Source organism: Achromobacter arsenitoxydans SY8 (assembly GCF_000236785.1).
Classification (GTDB): domain Bacteria; phylum Pseudomonadota; class Gammaproteobacteria; order Burkholderiales; family Burkholderiaceae_B; genus Achromobacter; species Achromobacter arsenitoxydans.
Genome location: NZ_AGUF01000047.1, coordinates 28,266 through 47,896 on the forward strand (window position 1 = coordinate 28,266; position 19,631 = coordinate 47,896).

At 67.2% G+C, this 19,631-nt stretch carries 20 protein-coding genes; 5 read left to right on the top strand and 15 right to left on the bottom strand.

Annotated features, from left to right (window positions below; all coding sequences use genetic code 11):
• Positions 1-47: 47 nt before the first annotated feature.
• The 3 genes from KYC_RS12920 to KYC_RS12930 all read right to left on the bottom strand — a co-directional run bounded on the left by KYC_RS12920 (position 48) and on the right by KYC_RS12930 (position 2,769).
• A complete protein-coding gene (locus KYC_RS12920) occupies positions 48-1,013 on the bottom strand; it encodes a DUF4880 domain-containing protein (RefSeq protein WP_008162817.1) in 966 nt (321 codons plus the stop codon).
• On the bottom strand, positions 1,010-1,528 hold the full coding sequence (locus KYC_RS12925) for a sigma-70 family RNA polymerase sigma factor (RefSeq protein WP_008162819.1): 519 nt from the start codon (positions 1,526-1,528) through the stop codon (positions 1,010-1,012). The genes KYC_RS12920 and KYC_RS12925 overlap by 4 nt, the downstream gene beginning before the upstream one ends.
• A gap of 218 nt (positions 1,529-1,746) precedes the next feature.
• The gene (locus KYC_RS12930; RefSeq protein ID WP_008162820.1) at positions 1,747-2,769 is read right to left on the bottom strand and encodes an amino acid ABC transporter substrate-binding protein; all 1,023 of its coding nucleotides are present in this window, start codon (positions 2,767-2,769) and stop codon (positions 1,747-1,749) included.
• A 353-nt stretch (positions 2,770-3,122) separates the two neighbouring features.
• Here KYC_RS12930 and KYC_RS12935 point away from each other — a divergent pair, with 353 nt between their 5' ends.
• The 4 genes from KYC_RS12935 to KYC_RS12950 are packed head-to-tail and all read left to right on the top strand — an operon-like array spanning position 3,123 to position 6,347.
• Positions 3,123-4,142, top strand: coding sequence for a Bug family tripartite tricarboxylate transporter substrate binding protein (locus tag KYC_RS12935; RefSeq protein ID WP_008162822.1), 1,020 nt, complete (start codon positions 3,123-3,125; stop codon positions 4,140-4,142).
• 45 nt (positions 4,143-4,187) lie between these two features.
• The gene (locus KYC_RS12940; protein ID WP_008162825.1) at positions 4,188-4,868 is read left to right on the top strand and encodes a 3-oxoacid CoA-transferase subunit A; all 681 of its coding nucleotides are present in this window, start codon (positions 4,188-4,190) and stop codon (positions 4,866-4,868) included.
• 10 nt (positions 4,869-4,878) lie between these two features.
• Positions 4,879-5,520 carry a 3-oxoacid CoA-transferase subunit B gene (locus KYC_RS12945; RefSeq protein WP_008162828.1) on the top strand — a complete coding sequence of 214 codons (642 nt, stop codon included), beginning with the start codon at positions 4,879-4,881 and terminating at the stop codon, positions 5,518-5,520.
• Entirely contained in the window at positions 5,520-6,347 is an 828-nt protein-coding gene (locus tag KYC_RS12950; protein ID WP_008162830.1) for an IclR family transcriptional regulator domain-containing protein, read from the top strand. The genes KYC_RS12945 and KYC_RS12950 overlap by 1 nt, the downstream gene beginning before the upstream one ends.
• A 16-nt stretch (positions 6,348-6,363) precedes the next feature.
• On the opposite strand, the gene KYC_RS12955 is transcribed toward KYC_RS12950, so the two are convergent.
• The 6 genes from KYC_RS12955 to KYC_RS12980 form a co-directional block, all read right to left on the bottom strand.
• Positions 6,364-7,413 carry an L-threonylcarbamoyladenylate synthase gene (locus KYC_RS12955; RefSeq protein WP_008162831.1) on the bottom strand — a complete coding sequence of 350 codons (1,050 nt, stop codon included), beginning with the start codon at positions 7,411-7,413 and terminating at the stop codon, positions 6,364-6,366.
• A 13-nt stretch (positions 7,414-7,426) separates the two neighbouring features.
• The gene (locus KYC_RS12960; RefSeq protein ID WP_043518319.1) at positions 7,427-8,614 is read right to left on the bottom strand and encodes a 5-(carboxyamino)imidazole ribonucleotide synthase; all 1,188 of its coding nucleotides are present in this window, start codon (positions 8,612-8,614) and stop codon (positions 7,427-7,429) included.
• A 5-nt stretch (positions 8,615-8,619) separates the two neighbouring features.
• A complete protein-coding gene (gene purE / locus KYC_RS12965; RefSeq protein WP_008162835.1) occupies positions 8,620-9,141 on the bottom strand; it encodes a 5-(carboxyamino)imidazole ribonucleotide mutase in 522 nt (173 codons plus the stop codon).
• Between the two features lie 105 nt (positions 9,142-9,246).
• Entirely contained in the window at positions 9,247-9,819 is a 573-nt protein-coding gene (locus tag KYC_RS12970; RefSeq protein ID WP_008162836.1) for a disulfide bond formation protein B, read from the bottom strand.
• 10 nt (positions 9,820-9,829) lie between these two features.
• Positions 9,830-9,988 carry a DUF5993 family protein gene (locus KYC_RS29645; protein ID WP_008162839.1) on the bottom strand — a complete coding sequence of 53 codons (159 nt, stop codon included), beginning with the start codon at positions 9,986-9,988 and terminating at the stop codon, positions 9,830-9,832.
• A 163-nt stretch (positions 9,989-10,151) separates the two neighbouring features.
• On the bottom strand, positions 10,152-11,033 hold the full coding sequence (locus KYC_RS12980; protein WP_008162841.1) for a phosphoribosylaminoimidazolesuccinocarboxamide synthase: 882 nt from the start codon (positions 11,031-11,033) through the stop codon (positions 10,152-10,154).
• Positions 11,034-11,281: 248 nt separating this feature from the next.
• Here KYC_RS12980 and KYC_RS12985 point away from each other — a divergent pair, with 248 nt between their 5' ends.
• Positions 11,282-11,734, top strand: coding sequence for a GFA family protein (locus KYC_RS12985; RefSeq protein ID WP_008162843.1), 453 nt, complete (start codon positions 11,282-11,284; stop codon positions 11,732-11,734).
• A gap of 99 nt (positions 11,735-11,833) precedes the next feature.
• On the opposite strand, the gene fba is transcribed toward KYC_RS12985, so the two are convergent.
• The 6 genes from fba to KYC_RS13015 form a co-directional block, all read right to left on the bottom strand.
• Complete coding sequence (gene fba / locus KYC_RS12990; protein ID WP_008162845.1) at positions 11,834-12,898, bottom strand: class II fructose-bisphosphate aldolase; 1,065 nt, start codon at positions 12,896-12,898, stop codon at positions 11,834-11,836.
• Positions 12,899-13,118: 220 nt separating this feature from the next.
• Complete coding sequence (locus KYC_RS12995) at positions 13,119-14,558, bottom strand: amidase (protein WP_008162847.1); 1,440 nt, start codon at positions 14,556-14,558, stop codon at positions 13,119-13,121.
• On the bottom strand, positions 14,551-16,182 hold the full coding sequence (locus tag KYC_RS13000) for an ABC transporter ATP-binding protein (protein ID WP_008162849.1): 1,632 nt from the start codon (positions 16,180-16,182) through the stop codon (positions 14,551-14,553). The genes KYC_RS12995 and KYC_RS13000 overlap by 8 nt, the downstream gene beginning before the upstream one ends.
• The gene (locus KYC_RS13005) at positions 16,182-17,021 is read right to left on the bottom strand and encodes an ABC transporter permease (protein WP_008162851.1); all 840 of its coding nucleotides are present in this window, start codon (positions 17,019-17,021) and stop codon (positions 16,182-16,184) included. Before KYC_RS13005 ends, KYC_RS13000 begins: the two co-directional genes overlap by 1 nt.
• Positions 17,018-17,995 (bottom strand): ABC transporter permease, encoded by a 978-nt coding sequence (locus KYC_RS13010; RefSeq protein WP_008162853.1) that lies wholly within the window; start codon positions 17,993-17,995, stop codon positions 17,018-17,020. Before KYC_RS13010 ends, KYC_RS13005 begins: the two co-directional genes overlap by 4 nt.
• The gene (locus tag KYC_RS13015; protein ID WP_008162855.1) at positions 17,992-19,596 is read right to left on the bottom strand and encodes an ABC transporter substrate-binding protein; all 1,605 of its coding nucleotides are present in this window, start codon (positions 19,594-19,596) and stop codon (positions 17,992-17,994) included. Before KYC_RS13015 ends, KYC_RS13010 begins: the two co-directional genes overlap by 4 nt.
• Between the last annotated feature and the right edge of the window lie 35 nt (positions 19,597-19,631).

Consider the following 19,631-nt stretch of genomic DNA (forward strand, 5'->3'; position numbering starts at 1 on the left):
GATCGGAAAAGTGACAGTCCCCATGCGAAAAAAAATGAAAAAACCGGTCATGCCGGGCGTACGTCGATCAGCGTCAGCCAGCGCGTGTAGCGGCTGACGCTGATCGGCAGCGTGTGCTCCAGCGCGCTCAGCGCGCGGTCGGTGTCGTCCAGCGGGTACAGGCCCGACACCGCAAGACGGGCCGCCTCCGGGCTCACGCGCAGCAGGCCCGTACGGTAGCGGCCCAGCGCCGCGGCGATTTCGCCCAGGGGCTGGTCGCGCGCCTTGAGCCATCCTTCCCGCCACGAGGCGGCGTCTTCCATATCCCTGCTGGGCCGGTCCGCCCAGCCCTCGCCAAAGCTGGCGCCTTCGCCCGCCGCCAGCGTGACGCCGCCCGCGTCGCGTGGAAGGATGTCGATGCTGCTCTGAAGCGCGACCGCCAGGCTGGCCTGCGGTTCCAGCCTGACCATGCAGCCGGCGCCCGCGCTGCAGACCCGGCCATGCGGCGTATGCACGGCGAACAGCGCCTGAAGTCCGGCCCGCGGCTGGACGACCAGCGCGCCTTCAAGCAGGCGCACGCCGCGGGCGTCGGCCGTGAAGGCCAGGTCCACCCGGCTGCGGGCATCCAGCGTGAGCAGGCTGCCGTCCGGCAGCGTGTACTGGCGGCGCTCGCCGGTGGCGGTGCCCAGGTCGGCGGTCAGGTTGCCCAGCGGCGATACCCGGTTCGCCATCCAGCCGCCGGCCGCCGCCACGCCAACCAGGCCCGCCGCATTGAGCATCACCCGGCGCCGCGCCGGCCGAACCAGGGTGCGGCGCAGGGCATGGTGTTCGTTCTTCATCACCGTTTCCAGCCGCCCGACCGACTGGGTCAGCCCCTGCTGCAGCCGGGTCCACGCGCGTTCGTGCGCCGGGTCGGCCGCGCGCCATGCCGCGCATGCGCGGTGGTCGGCGTCCGTCGCCTCGCCTGACGTCAGCGTCAGCCAAAAACCGATCGCGCGGTCGCCCGCGTCGGTGCCTGCCTGCTCGCGGCTCATGGCGCGTCCGCCAGCGCATAGCAGCGCTGCAGCGCCTGCGCGATGTACTGCCGCACCATGCTCACCGACACGCCCAACGCGGCGGCGATCTCCTTGTGCGTCAGGCCGTCCAGCTGGCTATACAGGAAGGCCGCGCGCGCCTTCGCAGACAGGCCGTCGAGCATCTGGTCCACCTGCTGCAGCGTCTGGAGGATGACCAGCTGTTCCTGCGGCGACGGGGCCAACTGCTCGCCCTTGTCGAACAGGCTCTCAAGCCATGCGGCTTCCAGTTCGCGGCGGCGCCACAGCTTCCAGACCAGCCGCTTGGCGATGGTGATGATGAGGGCGCGCGGCTCGCGCACCGACGCAAGCCTGGGCGTCTGGATCAACTGCACGAACGTATCGCCGGCGACATCTTCCGCGTCCTCGACATTGCGCAGGCGGGTGTAGAGCCGCCCGAGCAGCCAAGGCCTGTCCTCGGCGTAGATGCGGGTCAGCAGGTCCCGGTCCGGGATAAGCGTGGAAGGCGGAAGCATGGAGGCGCGGCGACTGGACTTATTCGATACAAATAGGAATCGCTCTCATTCTATATCAGGTGTCCCTGTTATGCGTCCCGGGCGCCGTCAGGCTCCTGGAACCCGCCCTCCCCGCGCCTGTCCGCCGCCCCATGAAAAAAGCCTCCCGGAAGGAGGCTTTGCGGACCGCTGCGGAACCGGAACAACGCTTGCCCGGCCCCGCCGCCGGCGCCCGGGCGTCAGCGGATCGGCCACGGATACATGGCGCCGCCCTGGTTCCACAGCGCATTCGTGCCGCGCTGCAGGCCCAGCTTGCTGTCCTTGCCGACGTTGCGTTCGAACACTTCGCTGTAGTTGCCCACCGCCTTGATGGCGTTGTAGGCCCACTTTTCGTCCACGCCCATGTTCTTGCCCGCGCCGGGCGTCACGCCCAGGATGCGCAGGATGTTCGGGTTCTTGCTTTTGAGCATTTCGTCCACGTTCTTTTGCGTGATGCCGTACTCCTCGGCTTCCATCAGCGCGAACAGGGTCCAGCGGACGATGCCCAGCCAGTTCTCGTCGCCCTGGCGGACCATGGGGCCCAGCGGCTCCTTGGAGAAACGCTCGGGCAGGATCTCGTAGTCGTCGGCGTTGGCGACCTGCGTGGCGCGCACGGCGGCCAGTTGCGAGGCGTCGTCGGTGAAGGCGTCGCAACGGCCGGATTCGAAGGCGCGCACGACCTCGGTCACCTTGTCGATCACGACGGGCTTGAATTCAATGTTGTTCGCGCGGAACCAGTCGGCCAGGTTCAGTTCGGTGGTGGTGCCCGGCTGCACGCAGACCGTGGCGCCGTTGAGTTCCTTGGCGCTCTTGACGCCCAGCTTCTTGCTCACCAGGATGCCCTGGCCGTCGTAGAAGCTGGCCGCGACCGCCGCCAGGCCCAGCGAGGTATCGCGCGTCTGGGTCAGCGTCACGGTGCGCAGCAGCACGTCGACTTCGCCCGATTGCAGCGCGGTGAAGCGTTGCTGCGTGGACAGCGCGGTGCCCTTGAATTTGGTGGGGTCGCCGAACACGGCCGCGGCGACGGCGCGGCAGATGTCGACATCCATGCCCTCCCATTCGCCCTTGCTATTTGTGGCGGAGAAACCGGAGACGCCGTCGGTCAGGCCGCATTGCACGAAGCCCTTTTTCTTCACCGCATCCAGCGTGGGACCGGCCACCGCCGCCTGGGACGCGCAGGCCAGCGCGAGCGCGCCGGCCGCAACCATCAAAGTCCGCTTCATTTTGCATCTCCTGAGATAGAGGGCCGCAAGCAGCTTGTAGCCGGCAGCGGCTGAAACCAGGACCCGCCTTACTGGTCCGGCCGCCAGATTAAGCCATGTCCACAGCGTGAACAACGCGCCCTTTCCTAGTGAAAACCCGAACCGGATCGCGCGCCGCGGCGTCGCGCCCGTTGTCCGGTGATCGAACTTTATCGCCCCGCTGCGACCCGCCCTGCCCGCCCCTGCGTGCCATACTTTTTTTGCGTCTTTGTCCGATAGGCAGCAAAGCCGCAGCCCCTTTAAATAGCCGGGCGCGCCACAAAAAAACCCGGGCGCGCATCGACATTCGGCCGACTCATGGAGGAGACAAGTCCATGGCACAAGCATGCAAATCGCAGCCCCATCGCTCGGCGGCAGCTGGACGCCGCCACGCCCTCAGGACCCTGCTGTACGCCGCCGTCGCGTCCGCGGGAATGGCCCTGGCGCCCGCCCACGCGGCGGATGACTGGCCCAGCAAACCCATCAAGATCATCGTTCCGTACACGCCGGGCGGCTCCACCGACATCGTCACCCGCATCGTGATGGAAAAGCTCGGCCCCCGCCTCAAGCAAACCATCGTCGTCGAGAACCGGCCGGGCGCCAACAGCAGCCTGGGTTCGGCCATCGCAGCCAAGGCGGAGCCCGACGGCTATACCTTTCTGTCGATGCTGCCCGCCTACATCATCAACTTCCACCTGTACAAGCTGGGCTACACGCCGGCCGACCTGACGCCGGTGGTGCAGATGGCGGACTTGCCCCTGTTCCTGTTCGTTTCCGAAGAGCTGCCCGTCACGACCGTGGCGGACCTGGTGGCGTATGCCCGCAAGAACCCGGACAAGCTGACCTACGCGTCCAGCGGCAACGGGTCCAGCGCGCACCTGACGGGCGCCGACTTCGCGCTGCAGAGCAAGATCACGATGACGCATGTGGCCTACAAAGGCAGCGCGCCGATCCTCACCGATCTGCTGGGCAACCGCGTGTCCATGGTTTTCGATCCCATCCTGGTGCCGATGCAGTACGTGAAGCAGAACCGCCTGAAGGCGCTGGCGTTCACCGGCAAGGAACGCTGGCCCACCGAGCCGAACATCCCCACCATGGAAGAAGCCGGCCTGCCGGGCTTTGTGACGGGATCCTGGGCCGGGTTGATGGCGCCGGCCAATACGCCCAAGCCGATCATTGAACGCATGGCGCGCGAGATCAGCGAAATCGTCAAGGAACCGGACGTCAGGCAGAAATTCGTGGACGCGGGCTTCCTGCCCGTGGGCGGCACGCCGGCCCAGTTCGCCGACCTGATGAAGAAGGACTCGGCGCGCTACGCCGAGATCATCAAGCAGGCGAACATCACCGTGAATTGAACGCTGGCGGGCGCCGGCTGGCGCCCGCTCCCCGACGGAGTTCCCATGATCGACAAGTTCATCGACACCCCCGCGGCCGCGGTCTCGGACATCCACGACGGCGCCACGGTGCTGATCAGCGGATTCGGCGGCGCAGGCATGCCCACCGAACTGATCCATGCGCTGATCGACCAGGGCGCGCGCGAACTGACCGTGGTCAGCAACAACGCGGGCAACCGCGAAACCGGCCTGGCGGCCCTGATCAAGGCCGGGCGCGTGCGCAAGGTCATCTGCTCGTTTCCCAAGGCCTCGCATTCCTGGGTCTTCGACGACCTCTACCGCCAGGGCCGCATCGAGCTCGAATGCGTGCCGCAAGGGACGATAGCCGAACGGCTGCGCGCGGCTGGCGCGGGGCTGGGCGGCTTCTACACGCCCACCGCCTACGGCACCGACCTGGCGCGCGGCAAGGAAACCCGCATGATCGGCGGGCGCGGCCACGTATTCGAAGAGCCCCTGCATGGCGACTTCGCGCTGGTCAAAGCGGACCGTGGCGATCGCTGGGGCAACCTGACCTACAACATGAGCGCGCGCAACTTCGGCCCCATCATGTGCATGGCCGCCAGGACCACCATTGTGCAGGTGCGCGCCAAGGCCGCGCTGGGCGAACTGCCGCCCGAAGCCGTGGTCACGCCCGGCATCTTCGTCAAGCGCGTCACGCAAGTCGCCGACGCCGCCTTCTCCAGCTAGGAACCGCTCAATGATTCGTCCCCTGACCCGCGAGGCCATGGCGCGCCGCCTGGCCCTGGACATCCCCGACGGCAGCTACGTGAACCTGGGCATCGGCATGCCGGTGCTGGTGGCGGCCCATCTTCCCGCGGACCGCGAGATCGTGCTGCACAGCGAAAACGGCATTCTCGGCATGGGCCCGCCGCCCGCCGAGGCCGACATCAACCTGGACCTCATCAACGCCGGCAAGCAGCCGGTGACGCTGCTTACCGGCGGCTCGTACTTCCATCACGCCGATTCGTTCGCGATGATGCGCGGCGGCCACCTGGACATCTGCGTCATGGGCGGCATGCAGGTCGCCGCCAATGGCGACCTGGCCAACTGGTCGCTCAACAAGCCCGGCGAAGCGCCGGCCGTGGGCGGCGCGATGGACCTGGCGGTGGGCGCGCGCAGCGTGTTCATCATGATGGAGCACAACAGCAAGAACGGCGATCCCAAGATCGTCGAGCGCTGCACCTACCCGCTGACTGGCGCCGGCGTGGTCGATCGCATCTACACCGACCTGGCCGTCATCGAGGTCACGCCGGACGGGCTGGTTGTTCGGGATATGATCGACGGCATGACGCTCCCCGACCTGCAGGCCCGCACCGGCGCGCCCTTGCGCGCAGGCTGATGCTGCCCAACCTGCCTCCTCCCGGCTACGCCGCGCCGCCCACGGCGGAAGACCATCCCGACCAACTGCGCGGCGATCCGGACTACATGCTGACGCTGGCGCGCGGCCTGCACGTCATCCGCGCCTTCGGCACGCGCCGCCATCCGCAAACCGCCGCCGAACTGAGCCGTCGCGCCGGCCTGCCCCGCGCGGTCGTGCAGCGCTGCCTGCATACGCTGATCCTGCTGGGCATGGCCGAGCAGCACGGCCGGCTCTATGTCCTGACGCCGCGCATCCTGGGTCTGGGCTATGCGTATTTTTCGTCGACGCCTTTTGTCTCGCTGGCCCAGCCGGTGCTGGAGGAACTCAGCGCAACGGTGAACGAAACCTGCGCGCTCGCCATCATGGAAGGCCACGAAATGCTGTACCTGGCGCGTTCCGAAGTGAACCGCCTGCTGGCCACGTCGATGGGCCTGGGCAGCAGGCTGCCAGCGTATTGCACGTCCATCGGGCGCGTGCTGCTGGCGGAATTGCCCGAACCCGCGCTGGCGCGGTACTTCGCGGCGACCGACCTGCAGCCCTACACCGAATTCACGCTGACCACCGAAGCGAAACTGCGCGCCGAACTGCTGCGCATCCGCGAGCAGGGCTACGCGGTGGTCGACCAGGAACTGGAATTGAATGTGCGCGCCATTTCCGTGGCCGTGCGTTCGGCCAGCGGCAAGGCCTGCGGGGCGGTCAACGTCAGCGTGAAAGCCGCGCGCGTGCCGCTCGACCGGCTGAAGGACGAATTCCTGCCGCCCCTGCGGCAGGCGGTGGAACGCATCGGGGAATTCCTGGCCGCCTGAGCGGCCAGGCCAGCAACTAAAGGCCGGTGGTGTCCAGCGTGAACGCCGCGGCGGCCCGGCCGATGCGGTCGTTGACGGCGTGCCAGTCGTCGGTGGCCGGCGGCGCCTGCACGATGATGCGCGCATAGCCCTGCCCGTCCAGGTCGCGCAGCAGGCCATACAGCGCCTGTGCATAGCGCGCCGGATCCGCCGGCACCGGCTGCCATTGGACACGGGCGTCGGCCGTGGATGGCTTCGGGCCATACGCAACGACCACCACCTTGCCCGCGGGCAGATTGCGGCCTTCCAGCACGTCCTGCATGCGTTCGTCGCTGGCCAGTTCCAGCGGCGTGCGCGGCGCGTAGTGCGCCTTCAGCGTGCCCGAGGCGCGCGGCGCCGCGGCATCGGGCGCGAACACCTGCACGCCCAGCACGGCTTCGATCTGCGCGGCGCTGACGTGGCCGGGACGCAGCAGCACGGGGCCCGCGCCGCGGTCCAGGCGCGACAGGTCGAGGATGGTGGATTCGATGCCCACTTCCGACGCGCCGCCTTCCAGCACCGGCATGCCGGCCGCGACTTCGTCGGGAAACTCGCTGCGGACGTGTTCGGCGCGCGTGGGTGACACCTGGCCGAACTTGTTGGCCGACGGCGCCGCCACGCCGCCCTGCCCGTTCGGCTTGCCGGCCGCGAACGCCGCCAGCAGCGCCTGGGCCACCGGATGCGACGGGCAGCGGATGCCGATGCTGTCCTGGCCGCCGCTGACCGCGTCGACGATGTGCGGCGCGCGCTTCAGGATCAGCGTCAGGGGACCGGGCCAGAAGGCGTCGATCAACAGGCGCGCCTCGGGCGGCACGTCCGCCGCCCAGTACGAAACGTCGCCCTGCGGGGCGATGTGCACGATGACCGGATGGTTCGAAGGCCGGCCCTTGGCCGCATAGATCTTGGCGACCGCCTGCGGGTTTTCCGCGTCCGCGCCCAATCCGTAGACGGTTTCGGTGGGAAAGGCGGCCAGCTCGCCGTCCAGCATGCGCTGGGCGGCGTGGGCGATATCCGCGGCGCCGGCGGATTCGGGAGGGGACTGGGTCATCGGATCGCCGGGCTTATTCGGGCGCCTGCATGCCCAGCGCCGCCGCCACGCGGGCGGCGTCCAGGCGGGCCTGCTGTAGCGTGGCCGCCACGATGGTGATGTGGCCCATCTTGCGGCCGCGGCGCGCCTCGCGCTTGCCGTACAGGTGCAGCTTGGCCGACGGCACGGCCAGCGCGGCCGCCCAGTCGGGCTCGCGCTGCGCGGTGTCGGTATCGGACGCGTACCAGATGTCGCCCAGGATGTTCAGCATCACGGCGGGCGCCAGCAGGTCGGTGCCGCCCAGCGGCAGGCCGGCCATGGCGCGCGCCTGCTGCTCGAACTGGCTGGTGACGCACGCGTCCATCGTGTAGTGCCCGCTGTTGTGCGGACGCGGCGCGATTTCGTTGACGATGAGGCTGCCGTCCTTGAGCACGAAGAATTCCACGCACAACACGCCGTGGTAGCCCAGGCCCTGCGCGATGGCCTGCGCCGCCTCGGTGGCGCGCGCCTGGCGTTCGGCGTGGGCCGCGTCCTGCACGGGCGCGGCGGTGGACACGGCCAGGATGCCGTCGCGATGCACGTTGCGCGCCACGGGGAACACCACGCTGGCGCCGTCAAAGCCGCGCGCCAGCACCACGGAGATTTCGTAGTCCAGCGGCATCAGCGCTTCCAGCACGCAGGCCACGCCGCCGAATTCCGCAAAGGCGGCCAGCGCTTCTTCGCGCGTGTCGATGCGGGCCTGGCCCTTGCCGTCGTAGCCCAGCCGGGCGACTTTCAGGATGCCCGGAAACAGCGCGTCAGCCGCGGCGACCAGATCGGCTTCGCTGCGGATGGCGGCGTGCGGCGCAACCGGAATGCCTTGCGCAGCGATGAAGGTCTTTTCGGCGATACGGTCCTGCACGATGGCCACGGCGTCGCCGGCCGGGCTGACGCGGCAGCGCGTAGCCAGCGTGCGCAGGCTGTCGGCCGGCACGTTTTCGAATTCGGTGGTGACGGCCTGGCAAGTCTGGGCCAGCCGGGCCAGCCCGGCTTCGTCGTCGTAGGCGGCCTGGATGTGCAGGTCCGCGACCATGCCCGCCGGGCACTCCGCGGCCGGGTCCAGCACCGCGACCTTGTAGCCCAGGCTTTGCGCCGCGTGACAGAACATGCGGCCCAGTTGACCGCCGCCCAGCATGCCCAGCCAGCCGCCGGGTGCAATCATGAAAGCATTCGATTGTGTCATTCGCATCAAGCCTCGGGCGGAACCTTCATGTCGCGCGCGGCCTGCGTCTGGCGGGCGCGGAAGGCCAGCAGCTTCTTGTGCAGGCCGGCGTCGGTGCCGGCAAGGGTGGCGATCACGTGCAGGGCGGCGTTGGCCGCGCCGGCCTCGCCGATGGCGAAAGTGGCCACGGGCACGCCCTTGGGCATCTGCACAATGGACAGCAGCGAATCTTCGCCGCGCAGGTATTTGGACGGGACCGGCACGCCGAACACCGGCACTTCGGTCAGGGCGGCCATCATCCCCGGCAGGTGCGCGGCGCCGCCGGCGCCGGCGATGATGCCGCGCAGGCCGCGGGCGTGCGCGGCGGCGCCGTATTCGGCCATGTCCTGCGGCATGCGGTGCGCGGAAATCACGCGCGCCTCATGGGTCACGCCGAATTCCTCCAGCATGGCCACCGCGTGCTTCATGACCTCCCAATCGCTGGAAGATCCCATAATCACGCCCACCACGGGGGAGGCTTGCGCCGCTGCGGAAGTCTGGTCTGTCATAGCCGGTGTCTAAGAGTTGAGACCGCGGCGCCTGCGCCGCGAAATGTCGGGGAACCGCGGAACCTTGCCGCGAAACCCGCTATTTTACCCGGCGCGGACCGGCCGCTAGGGCGCGGCCGCGGATCCCAGCCAAAGATAGCCAGCCGGGTCGTCCGGGCAGGGCCCGAAACCGCATTGCAGCGTGGTGCTGCCGGCATTGGCCAGCACGGCGATGAAAAACAGGGCCATGACCACGACGCCCAGCGCCGACATGGGTTTTTTCAGCATGCTGTCGCCCCATTTGCGGTCGGCGGACAGCATCAGGGCGCAGAACGCGATGATGGCCGAAAAGGCGATGAAGGCCCAGGTATAGAAATGCAGGCCCAGGAACGGCGTGCCGTAGCCCGGATCGCCCGGCGCGATGTGCAGCAGCACCTGCCGGCCCGACGCCGCCATGCCGCCGAGCGAGGCCGCGATGCTCATCGCATAGTGCATCGGCGACGGCCCCAGCCGCATGTTCAGCAGGAACCCCACGCCGGCAAGCATGAGCGCCGCGCGCTGCAGCAGGCACAAGGGGCAAGGCAGCTCGTCGTAAACGAACTGCCAGACAAACGCCATGCAGAGGATTGCGGTGATGCCCAGCAGCGCCAGGCCATTCAGGATGCGCGAGCCGCGCGCGGGATTGCGGGAAAAGATCATGGCCCGCGCTTTACAGGGAGAGGGCCAGCGGACTGGTCATGTGGTACTGGCACCACGCGGCAAAGAGCGCCAGGGTGAGCAGCCAGAACGTCACGCATGGCCGGCGCCTGCCCAGCATCCCGAACCATGTGGCGGCCAATGCAGTCACGAAAGGCAACATCATTACCATGCGGCGCTCCTCTCTCCAAGGCGGTCCCGAAATCGCAGCGGACGAGTATAGCGTAACAATCGGAAATAATTACAATCAAATTCTTCGGGTTTCCCCTCGTCCAGGCGTCTTTGGGACAAAAAAAACCCGCTCGATAACGAGCGGGCTTTTCATGCGTAGCCGGTCAGGCGATCAGGCGGTCCAGCGCTTCGCGGTACTTGGCGGCCGTCTTTTCCAGCACGTCCTGGGGCAGGCGCGGCGCGGGCGGCGTCTTGTCCCAGGTCTGGGTCTCGAGCCAGTCGCGCACGAACTGCTTGTCGAAGGACGGGGGGCTGATGCCCACGCGATAGCCGTCAGCCGGCCAGAAGCGCGACGAGTCCGGCGTCAGGACTTCATCCATCAGATGCAGCGTGCCGTTGTCGTCCAGGCCGAACTCGAACTTGGTGTCGGCAATGATGATGCCCTTGGTCGCGGCGAAGCTGGCGGCCTCGGCGTACAGCTTGAGCGTCACGTCGCGGATGCGCTCGGCCATTTCCTGGCCGACTTCCTTGACCACGTGCGCGAAGTCCACGTTTTCGTCGTGCATGCCGAATTCGGCCTTGGCGGCGGGCGTGAAGATGGGCTCGGGCAGCTTGCTTGCCTGTTGCAGGCCGGCCGGCAGCTTGATGCCGCAGACGGCGCCAGTGGCCTGGTAGTCTTTCCAGCCGGAACCGATCAGGTAGCCGCGGGCAACCGCCTCAACCAGGATGGGCTTCAGGCGCTTGACCACCACGGCGCGGCCGCGGACCTGGTCCACTTCGTCCGGAGCGACCACGTCCTCGGGCTTTACGCCGGTGGAGTGGTTGGGCAGGATGTGGGCCAGCTTCTGCAGCCAGAATTCGGTCAGCTCGGTCAGCACCTGCCCCTTGCCGGGAATGGGGTCGTCAAGGATCACATCGAAGGCGGAGATGCGGTCCGACGCGACGATCAGCAGCTTGTCGTCGCCGACGGCGTACATATCGCGCACCTTACCGCGGCCCAGCAGCGGCAAGGACTTGATGCTGGATTCATGCAAAGCAGAAGTCACGGGAATGGCCTATGGCAAAAATGAACATTCCCGCCGCGGGCGGGCGCCAGGGCGGGAAGTAGAACGAAATCGGACACTGTGCGGGAGCGGCGCCGGATGGCGGCCCCTGCAAAGCGCATAGATTACTGCAAATAAGTTCACCTTGCCGCAGGCCGGGGGCCGGGTTAGGCTTTCTTCCCCAACCCACTATTCGCGCCGGCCGCCCCCGGGCGTCACGGCGCAGACCCACTGCCCGGAGACAGAGTCGTATGCAGGATGCTTCCCACAAGCGCATGCCCCACGCCGACGCACAGGTGCACATGACAGGCGGTTGCCAGTGCGGCGCCGTCCGCTACGCCCTGACCGACGAGCCCATCACGGCCGCCACCTGTCATTGCCGGGACTGCCAGTATTCCAGCGGCGGCGCCCCGGCCCACGCGCTGATCTTCCCGGCCGGCGCGGTCACGCTGCTGCGCGGCCAACCCAAGGAGCACCGCTACCAGGGCGATTCCGGGCACACGGTCATGCGCAGCTTCTGCGCCGCCTGTGGCACGCCGCTGTTCGGCGGCTCGGAAGGCATGGGCTACGAAGTCGTGCGCGCGGGGTCCCTGGACGACCCGGAAGCGTTCCACGCCAAAGTCAGCCTGTGGACGGATTCGGCCCCGTCATGGCATCACGTAGACCGCACGGTGCCGCATTTCGCCAGGAACGCGCCGCAGTAGCGCTGCCGGATTCCGGCCGCGCAAATAAAAAGGGCTGGCCCCCAAGGACCAGCCCTTTTTGCGTGCCGCGCCGGTTGGCGCGGCACTGGCGTCGGACGCTTACTGAACCACCTGGGCCAGCTTGCCGGACGCGTATTGCGCGGCGATGTCGGTCAGCGGCAGCGCCTTGATCTTGCTGGCGTTGCCGGCCGTGCCGAATTCCGTGTAGCGAGCGACACAGATCGCCTTGGCGGCGGCGCGGGCGGGCTTGAGGTATTCGCGCGGGTCGAACTTTTCGGGGTTCTCGGCGAAGAAGCGGCGGATGGCGCCGGTCATGGCCAGACGGATATCGGTGTCGATATTGATCTTGCGCACGCCGTACTTGATGGCTTCCTGGATTTCCTCGACGGGCACGCCGTAGGTTTCCTTCATGTTGCCGCCGAATTCACGGATTTCGGCCAGCAGTTCCTGCGGCACGCTGGAGCTGCCGTGCATCACCAGGTGGGTGTTGGGCAGGCGGGCGTGGATTTCCTTGATGCGGGAGATCGACAGGATGTCGCCGGTGGGCTTGCGCGTGAACTTGTAGGCGCCGTGGCTGGTGCCGATGGCGATGGCCAGCGCGTCGAGCTGCGTGCGGCGCACGAAGTCGGCGGCCTGTTCCGGGTCGGTCAGCAGCTGGTCCATGGTGAGCTTGCCGTCGGCGCCGTGGCCGTCTTCCTTGTCGCCTTCCATGGTTTCCAGGGAACCCAGGCAGCCGAGTTCGCCTTCGACGGTCACGCCCAGCTTGTGCGCGATGTCCACGACCTTCTTGGTGACTTCGACGTTGTAGTCGTAGTCGGCGATGGTCTTGCCGTCTTCCTTGAGCGAGCCGTCCATCATGACGCTGGAGAAGCCCAGGTCGATGGCGCCCTGGCAGACCTTGGGCGACTGGCCGTGGTCTTGGTGCATGACCACGGGGATGTGCGGGTAGGACTCAACGGCGGCCTGGATCAGGTACTTCAGGAAGCCTTCGCCCGCGTATTTGCGCGCGCCGGCCGAGGCCTGCATGATCACCGGGCTGTCGGTCTCCGCCGCGGCTTCCATGATGGCCTGGACCTGTTCCAGGTTGTTGACGTTGAAAGCCGGAATGCCGTAGCCGTGCTCGGCGGCGTGGTCGAGCAACTGGCGCATGGAGACTAGGGCCATGAGTGGTCCTCCTTAGGTACTGTCTATTGAAAGATGGTTGAAGTCCTGCTGAATGGGGTGATTTTACGGGGGAATCGAAGAAAGGTCTTGCAACGGCCGGTATCCTATCCCTTCAGTCGACGCCATAAGGTTTACAACCTGCCCTCGCCCTCCCCCGGGCGGCCGACCCGGCGGATGAAAAGACGGGGCCAGCCGGCCCCGCTTGCCCTGTTTCCGGCCGTCAGGCCGCGCCGGGAACGGCGATCCGGCCTGCCCAGGGCTGGGCGGCCTCAAGCTGGGACGACAGCGCCAGCACCACATCTTCGCGGCCGTAGCGGCCCACCACCTGCACGCCGACGGGCAGGCCCGCGCCGGTCCACACCAGCGGCAGGCTGGCCGCCGGCTGCCCGGACGCGTTGAACGCGGCCGAGAACGTGCCGTAGGTGGCGACCTTGCGGCGGAAGTCCAGGAACGAACCCGTAGCGGTGGAGAGCTCGCCGAGCTTCAGGGGAAGCTGCGTCAGCGACGGCGTCAGGATGGCGTCATAGCCCTGCATGTAACCATCCAGGATGCGGCCGATGGCGTGGAACCGGTTCACGCTGGCAATGTAATGCGCCGCCGGCAGCGTCTTGCCGTATTCGTAGCCCTGCCGCAGGACGGGTTCCAGGTCGCCGTCGCGCAGCGGCTGGCCGGTAAGTCCCAGCCGCGTGTCGACCGACAGCACGATGTTGCCGGCCAGCACATTGGCGTGGGCCAGGACGAAGGCCTCGTATTCGATATCCGGCGGCGCGCTGTCCACCACGTCATGCCCGAGCTCCCGGCACAGCGCGGCCGCTCGCTCCACCGCCGCGACGCACTCCGGCGCCACCGCAATGCCGTTCCAGGCGTCGCGCCACAGGGCGATGCGCAGCTTGCGCGGCGGTTCCGCCAACGCCTTCAGGTAGGACGCGGGCCCGGCCGGCGCCGCGTAGGGGGCTCCCGGCTCATGGCCGCCGATGGCGTCCAGCGCCGCGGCCGTGTCGCGCACCGAGCGCGACAACACGCCGTCCGTCGCCAGGCCGCCCCAGCCTTCGCCGCGGAACGGCCCCATGGGCACGCGCCCGCGCGACACCTTCAAGCCATAGACGCCGCAAGCGGCGGCCGGAATGCGGATCGAGCCGCCGCCGTCGCTGCCGTGCGCCAGCGGCACGATCCCCGCGGCCACCGCCGCCGCCGCGCCGCCGCTGGATCCGCCGGACGAGCGGGTCGGGTCCCAGGGATTGCGGGTGGGGCCGCCGTTGCGCGCCGCCTCGGTGGTGGGTGCCATGCAGAACTCCGGCACGGTCGTGCGCGCGAACGGAATCAGGCCGGCGTCCTCGAAACGGTCGGCCAGGGTGGCGTTGCGCGCATACGGCGTGTCGTTCAGCAGGCGCGATCCCAGACTGGACGGAAAGCGCGTGTGCGCCAGGCCGGAATCCTTCAGCAGGAAGGGAATGGCGCCGAACGCCCCTTTAGGCTGCCAGGCTCGCGCCACGTCCAGCGATTCTTCATAGCGCTCGTAGCACAGCGCGTTCAGCGCCGGCGCGCGCTCCCGCGCCAGCTTGATGGCGCAGGCCATCAATTCCTCGGCGCCGACTTCGCGCCGCGCCAGCAAATCGGCCAGCGCCAGCCCGTCCAGCAACTGATACTCGGTGTCACGCATACTGCTTGCTCCTGGTTGAAGGATCCGACAGCGCCGCCAGGTCCGGCTTGTTCCAGGCCTTGCCCGGCACCGAATCGATCAGGCGGCGCGTGTAGTCATGTTGGGGGTGATAGAAGATGGTGGCGGCGCGGTCCAGTTCGACCAGCTGCCCCTGGCGCATCACCGCGATGCGGTCGCAGATCTGGGCCGCGACGCGCAGGTCGTGGGTGATGAACAGCACCGAAAGATCGAACTGACCGCTCACGGTCTTGAGCAGGTCCAGCACCTGGGCCTGGATGGAAACGTCCAGCGCGGACACCGCCTCGTCGGCCACCAGCAGCCGCGGCTTGAGCGCCAGCGCGCGGGCGATGCCGACCCGCTGGCGCTGCCCGCCCGAGAACTGGTGCGGATAGCGGTCGCCGGCGTCGCCGCCCAGGCCCACCAGTTCAAGCAGTTCGCGCGCCTCGCGCAATGCGGTCTTGCGGTTCTCGCCGAAGGCGATCGGCCCCTGCGCCACGGCCTCGATGACGCGGTGGCGCGGATTGAGCGACGCGTACGGATCCTGGAACACCATCTGGATCTGGCGGCGATAGGGCCGGAAGTCGCGCGGCTTCATGCCCACGAGTTCCTGGCCGTCCATGCGGACGCTGCCGCTGTCGGGCGCGATCAGTCCGATCAGCGTGCGGCCCAGCGTCGACTTGCCCGAGCCGGATTCGCCGACCAGCCCCAGCGTTTCCCCCTGGCGTATTTCCAGCGAGATGTCGCGCAGCGCATCGACGCGCCGGCCGCCCGTGGCGAACGTCTTGCACAGCTTCTGCACCACCATCAGCGGCTGCGCCGCCGCGGCTTCGTCCTTGCCTTCCGGCTTGTGCGGCACCGCGGCGATGAGCTGGCGCGTGTAGGGATGCTGCGGGCGGTTCAGGATGTCTTCGGCAGCGCCCGACTCCACCACCGTCCCCTTGCGCATCACCACGATACGGTGAGCAATGTCGGCCACCACGCCGAAATCGTGGGTGATGAAAATGACGCCGATACCCATGCGCCGCTGGATGTCCTTGATCAGGTCCAGGATCTGCGCCTGCGTGGTGACGTCCAGCGCGGTCGTGGGCTCGTCCGCGATCAGCACATCCGGTTCCAGCGCCAGCGCCATCGCGATCACCACGCGCTGGCGCTGTCCGCCTGACAGCTGGAAGGGATAGGCGTCGTACATGGCCTGCGGGTCGGGCAGCAACACCTGGCCGAACAGCTCCAGCACGCGCTGCTTGCGCGCGGCGGCGCCCAGGTTGGTGTGGCGCTCCAGCACTTCGTCGACCTGCCGCCCCACCCGCATGATGGGGTTGAGCGCCGTCATGGGTTCCTGGAAAACCATGCCGAAGGATCGGCCGCGCAGCCCGTACCAGTCCGTGGGCGACAGATGGACGAGGTCGTGCCCGCCGTACAGGATCTGGCCCTGCGTGACGCTCAGTTGATCGGCCGGCAGCAGTCCCATGATGGCGTGCGCGGTCACGGACTTGCCCGAACCGGACTCGCCCACCACGCACAGGATTTCATTGCGGTTCACGGTGTAGGACACGCCCTGCACCACTGTCGGGCCGCCATGGGCTGCGGTGACGCTCAAATCGCGGATTTCCAGCAGCGTGCTCATCACGTCGTCCTCCTGCGGGCCAGCTTGGGGTTGAGGGCGTCGTTGAGCGCTTCGCCGATCAGGTTCAGCGCCAGCACGGTCATCAGGATCGCCACGCCGGGAAACACGCTCATCCACCAGGCATCGCGCAGCACGCTGCGCGATGCGCCGATGATGTAGCCCCAGGTCATGGCGTTGGGGTCGCCCAGGCCCAGAAAGCTCAGGGCGGATTCCAGCAGGATGGAGCTGGCGATCATCAGCGAACCCGACACGATCACGGGCGACAGGCTGTTGGGCAGGATCTGCGTAAGGATGATGCGCAGGTTCGACTGCCCGGACAGCATCGCAGCCTGGACGAACTCGCGGTTCTTCAGGCTCATGAATTCCGCGCGGACCAGGCGCGCCAGCGGTGGCCAGGACACCACGGCAATCGCGAAAATCACCGTGGCCATATTGGGCGTCAGGATGGCGACCAGCACCACTGCCAGGAAAAAGCTGGGGATGGTCTGGAACAGTTCGATGAAGCCCACGATGGCCTGGTCCACGCGCCCGCCGTAAAACCCGGCCAGCGCGCCGACGGTGATGCCAAGCAGGATCGACACCGCCGTAGACACGGCGGCCAGCACCAGCGTGATGCGCGAACCGTAGGCGATGCCCGAGGCGATGTCGCGGCCCAGCGTGTCAGTGCCCAGCAAGGCGCCTTCAGACAGCGGCGGCATGAAGGGACCGTTGATGATGTCCCAGGGGCTGTCGGGAAAGACCCAGCTTGCAGTGATGGCCACCAGCGTCACCAGCGCCAGCACGATCAGCCCCATGATGCCGCCCTTGTTGCGGCAGAACGATTGCATGAACGCTTTCATTTGAGTTCGATCCTGGGATCCGCCACCGTGTACAGGATGTCGGTGATGAGGTTGACCACGACCACGATCAGGGAGGCCATGAAGAACACGCCCAGCAGCACGCTGTAGTCGCGCTGGATCAGCGCGTCGAACGCAAGCCGCCCGATGCCCGGCCACGCAAACACGGTTTCCACCAGCAGCGATCCGCCGATCAGCCCGCCCGCCTGGATGCCGGCGTAGGTGATGACGGGCAGGAGCGCGTTGCGCAGCACGTGGCGCACGATTACGGTGCGTTCCGACAGCCCCTTGGCGCGAGCCGTCTTCACGAAGTCGAGCTGGCTGATTTCCAGGATGGACGCGCGCGTCAGCCGGGCGTAGACCGCCATGTAGAACATGCCCAGTGTCAGCGCGGGCAGCAGCAGGTGCTTGCCCACGTCGGCCGCGCGGGCCAGTCCGGTCAGGTTGGCGCCCACGCTTTCATAGCCGAAGGCGGGTAGCCATTCCAGGTTCACGGAAAACAGCAGCACCAGCATCAGCCCCACCCAGAACAGCGGCGTGGCATAGGCCAGCATCGACAGGGTCGTGATGACGGTATCGCCCCATTTCCCGACGCGCAGCGCGGCCTGCGTGCCCAGGCTTACGCCCGCCAGCAGCGCAAAGGCGAACGCCGTCAAGGTCAGCAGCAAGGTGGCCGGCAGGTGCTCCAGGATCAGGCTGGAGACCGGCGCCTGCTGGCGGTAGGAATAGCCCAGATCGAACGTGGCGACGTTCTTGAGATACTGCCCAAGCTGCACCGCGATCGGCTTGTCCAGCCCGAATTCCTGCCGCAGCTTGGCGATGAACTCGGCATCCACCGCCCCGGACTGGCCGGCCAGGATTTCCGCCGGGTCGCCCGGCGCGGCGCGCACCAGAAAGAAGTTGAAGAGCGCGATCATCAGCAGAACCAGGACGCTCTTGACCACCCGGTTCGCCAGGAACTTGGCGATCTTCTTCATTCTTTGGACAACCAGGTGTCGCTTTGCGTGTCCACTACGCCCAGCGCGGTCGTCACGGCGTCATGCACGCGCTTGTTCAGCAACGTCGAATAGTTGGTGTCGGCGATCCACAGCACGGGCACGTCTTCCACCAGGATCCGCTGCACTTCGCTGTACAGCTTCTGGCGCTCTTCGTCGGTGGCGGCGGTGGCGGCGGCGTTGAACAGCTCATCGACCTTGGGGTTGTTGTACTGCGACGTATTGGTGAACATCAGCCCCTTCTTGATATTGCTGCCAAGATAGGTGCGCGATACGCCGATGGCCGGATCGCCATACTGGAACACGCCGTTCGAGCCCATGTCGAAGTCCCAGTTGCCCACGCGGCTGGTCCAGCCGCCCACGTCGGTGTTTTCCAGCGTCACGGCCACGCCGATCTTGGCCAGGTTCTGCTTGATGTACTCGGCGACGCGGCGCTGCATCTCGCCATAGGGCAGCGGAATCAGGCCGACCGAGGCGCGCACGCCCTTGGCGTCGGGCTTCAGGCCCATTTCGTCCAGCAGGGCGACGGCCTTCTTGGGGTCGTAGGGATAGGCCTTGACGTTGGAATCGTAGAAGCGGGTGTTGTGATGGATGGGGCCGGTGGCGACGGTGCCCGTGCCGAACATGATCTTGTCGACGATGAACTGGCGGTTGATGCCGTACATCAGCGCCTGGCGGAAGCGCTTGTCCGAGAACGGCTGACGGCCGCCGTTCAGCTCTATCCATTGCATCGTCGACCAGTACTCGTAGCCCTTGTGGGTCTGGGCGATGTTGGGCAGCTTGGCCACGCGCGCAACATCCACGGGCTCAATATCCTGCAGCCAGGCCTGCAGCACCGTGCCCTGCTCAAGCGCCACGCGGCGCGACGCGGAATCAGGAATCACACGGTAGGTGATGCCATCCAGATAGGGGCGCCCTTCTTTCCAATAGTGCTCGTTCTTGACCAGCTCGATGTACGAGCCGCGCTCCCAGCGCTTGAACTTGAACGGACCGGTGCCAACCGGCGCGTTGTTGTTGGGGTTCTGGCCGATCGGCGTGTCCACGTCATACAGGTGCTTGGGCAGGATCGCGCCGCCGCCGATGTCGAAGGCGTACAGGAAGGCGGAGTACGGCTGCTTCAGTTTGAAGACCACCGTCTGCGCGTCCGGCGCCGAAACCTCCTGCACGTTCGCCATCAGGGTGCGCGTGCGCGGCGTATTGGCCAGGATCTTGGTGTAGGTGAACACCACGTCCTCGGACGAGAATGGCTTGCCGTCGTGCCACTGCACCTTGGGCTGCAGGTGGAAGGTATAGGTCAGGCGATCGGCCGACACGTCCCAGGATTTGGCCAGGCCCGGCTGCGGTTTCAGGTCGAACGAATAGGTGAGCAGGCTTTCGAAGATCTTGCCGGCCACCAACTGGGTGCTGGCCACCTGCTGCACCGCCACGTTCAGCGTGGGAGGCTCGGGGCTGACGATGGCGGTCAGGATCCCGCCGTACTGCGGAGTTTCGGCGGCGTGCGACGGGGAAACGGCGAAGGGCAGCAGGCTGGCGGCGGCAAGGACGCAGCGCGCCAGGGCGCGCCGGGCGTTGAAGGAATTCATGGCGGGACTTCCTGGGAAATAGTGGGGATGGCTTA